Consider the following 2273-nt stretch of genomic DNA (forward strand, 5'->3'; position numbering starts at 1 on the left):
CCCCCAACCCCTCTCCCGGTGGGAGAGGGGAGCGTCGTGTGCCCGCTGGGCGGGCAGTTTTCTGGGTAGCGCATAGATGGCCGACAAGCTCCTCATCTGCATCTCGCCCGAGCAGGCCACCGTGGCCATGTCGCGCAACGGCAGGCTCGGACGCTGCCGGACATTCCGCAACGACGAGCAAGGGCGCGAGGTCTTCGACCGCTTTCTTGCCGCCATACACAACGTGCCGGTGCACGTCATGGTCGACGTGGTCGAGGAGGACTACCGCTTCGAGCTGCTGCCGCACGCAAGCGGGCGCGATCGCAACGAGCTGATCGACCGGCGGCTGCGCCAGCTGTATCGCAACACCCCGTACTGCGCCGCGGTGCTGCAGGGACGCGATACCGGCAAGCGGCGCGACGATCAGTATCTTTTCATCGCGCTGACAAACCCCGAGCTGGCCGACAACTGGATCACGCAGATTCGCTCGCACGACCTGCCGGTGGCCGGCGTTCACCTGCTGTCCGTGGTCGCCGAGCCCCTGAGCCAGAAGATCGCCCCGTCCAACCCGAACCTGCTGCTGGTCGCGCGCCACGGCTCGGGGCTGCGCCTGACGTTCCTGCGCCATGGCAAGCTGCGGATCAGCCGACTGACCCGGGTCGACACGACGGACGCGCAAGCGCGCATGAGCGCCTTCACCGAGGAGGTCGTGAACACGCGCCTGTACCTGCACGCCCAGCGGGTAATGACCCTGGACGAGAATCTGACCGTCGTGGTGCTCGATCGGGACGGCAGCCTTGCGGGTCTCGAGCAATCGATCGCACGCGAAGTCTCCAACGCCCAGGCAAGCCGTATCGGCAGCGCCGAAATCGTCGCGCGCACCGGCGTGGCGGAGACGATCGTCTCGGACGAGCCCGATGCGCTCTACCTGCATTATCTCGGCCTGCAGCCGAAACATGGCAATCTCGCGCCCGACCCGGTGACGGAGCGTTTTCAGATCTATCAGTTGCGCCGTGCCTTGTATGCAACCGCGGCGATCGCCGGCGGGGTTTCGGTCGCCTGGGTCGCGCTCAACGCCTACCAGATCTACGACCTGCGCTCGGATCAGGCGCTCGCAATCAGCCAGGCCGCCGACTTCCAGCGCCGCTACCAGGAGGTGACACGCAGCTTTCCGGCCACGCCGACCAACGCGGACAACCTGGTGGCGGCGGTGCAGACCGCCGAGCGCATGAAGTCGGTCAAGCACACGCCCGAGCCGGCGATGCTGGTCGTGAGCCGGGCGCTGGAGCAGTTTCCGACCTTTCAGCTGAAGAGCTTCGGCTGGCGCTACGCCCTGCGCGATTTCGATTCGGAGACTGGCACACGCCGGCCCGACGAGCCGCCAGCCCCGCCGGGGGCGCCGGCGGCGGCCAAGCGCAAGCAATCCGCGTTCATCGAGGCCGAGATCCAGCCATTCGGAGGCGACTACCGGGCCGCGCTCGATACCATCTCGCGCTTTGCCGAAACGCTGCGCCAGGACCCGGCGGTCGCGCAAGTCAACGTCGTGGCGCTGCCGTTGAACGTCAGCCCCAGCATGGCGCTCTCGGGCTCCACCAGCGAGAGCGTCAACCGGCCCACCTCGGCGCCGTTTCGTGTTCATCTCGTATTGAACCCGCCGGCATAATGCTCACCATCCGACATCTCAATGCGCTCAAGCTGCCATTCGCGGTGCTGTTGATCGTGGGTATTGCGGGGGCGGGCGCCGTGTCCTGGACGCGCGCGCAGATCAAGCAGGCCCAGCGCACGCTGAGCGTACAGGAGACGCAGCTCAAGGAGGCCCGCACCCGCTTCCAGCGCTCGGGCGAAGAGCGCGACTTGATCGTGCGCTTCCTGCCGGCGTTCGAGGATCTGCGCACGCACGGCCTGATCGGTCCGGAGGAACGCATCAACTGGCTGGAGGCGCTGCGCACGGCGAACCAGCAAGCGCAAATGTTCGGCGCCGAATACCAGATCAGCACGCAGCAACCCTACCCTCATGCCCCGGAGCTGAACGCGGCGCGGCTCGGCATGGCACAGTCGCTGATGAAGCTCAACCTGCGGCTGGCGCACGAGGGCGAGCTGATGCGTTTCTTCCACTTGCTGGAAAAGCAGAACGTGGGCGCGTTCGACATCAACCAGTGCGTGCTGCAACGGGTGAACAACGGCACGGAACCGGGTGCCGCACAACCCAATCTGCGCGCAGAATGCGAGCTGGCATGGATCACGCTGAACCCGCCGCAAATGGATCACAAGCCATGAGGATCGCACGCGCAGTG

Annotated in this window: 2 protein-coding genes; both read left to right on the forward strand. The window is 66.3% G+C overall.

All coding sequences use genetic code 11. From position 1 onward, the window contains the following. Nucleotides 1-76 precede the first annotated feature (76 nt). Nucleotides 77-1642 (forward strand): hypothetical protein, encoded by a 1566-nt coding sequence (locus GEV05_17120; GenBank protein ID MPZ45079.1) that lies wholly within the window; start codon nt 77-79, stop codon nt 1640-1642. Further along, nucleotides 1642-2256: a hypothetical protein gene (locus tag GEV05_17125; GenBank protein ID MPZ45080.1), complete on the forward strand. Its 615-nt coding sequence runs from the start codon at nt 1642-1644 to the stop codon at nt 2254-2256. Before GEV05_17120 ends, GEV05_17125 begins: the two co-directional genes overlap by 1 nt. Nucleotides 2257-2273: the final 17 nt, after the last annotated feature.

This window comes from Betaproteobacteria bacterium (genome assembly GCA_009377585.1).
Taxonomy (GTDB): Bacteria; Pseudomonadota; Gammaproteobacteria; order Burkholderiales; family WYBJ01; genus WYBJ01.

Coding starts and splice junctions, on each gene's coding strand:
- GEV05_17120 (MPZ45079.1), top strand. CDS start 77: ATGGCCGACAAGCTCCTCATCTGCATCTCGCCCGAGCAGGCCACCGTG.
- GEV05_17125 (MPZ45080.1), top strand. CDS start 1,642: ATGCTCACCATCCGACATCTCAATGCGCTCAAGCTGCCATTCGCGGTG.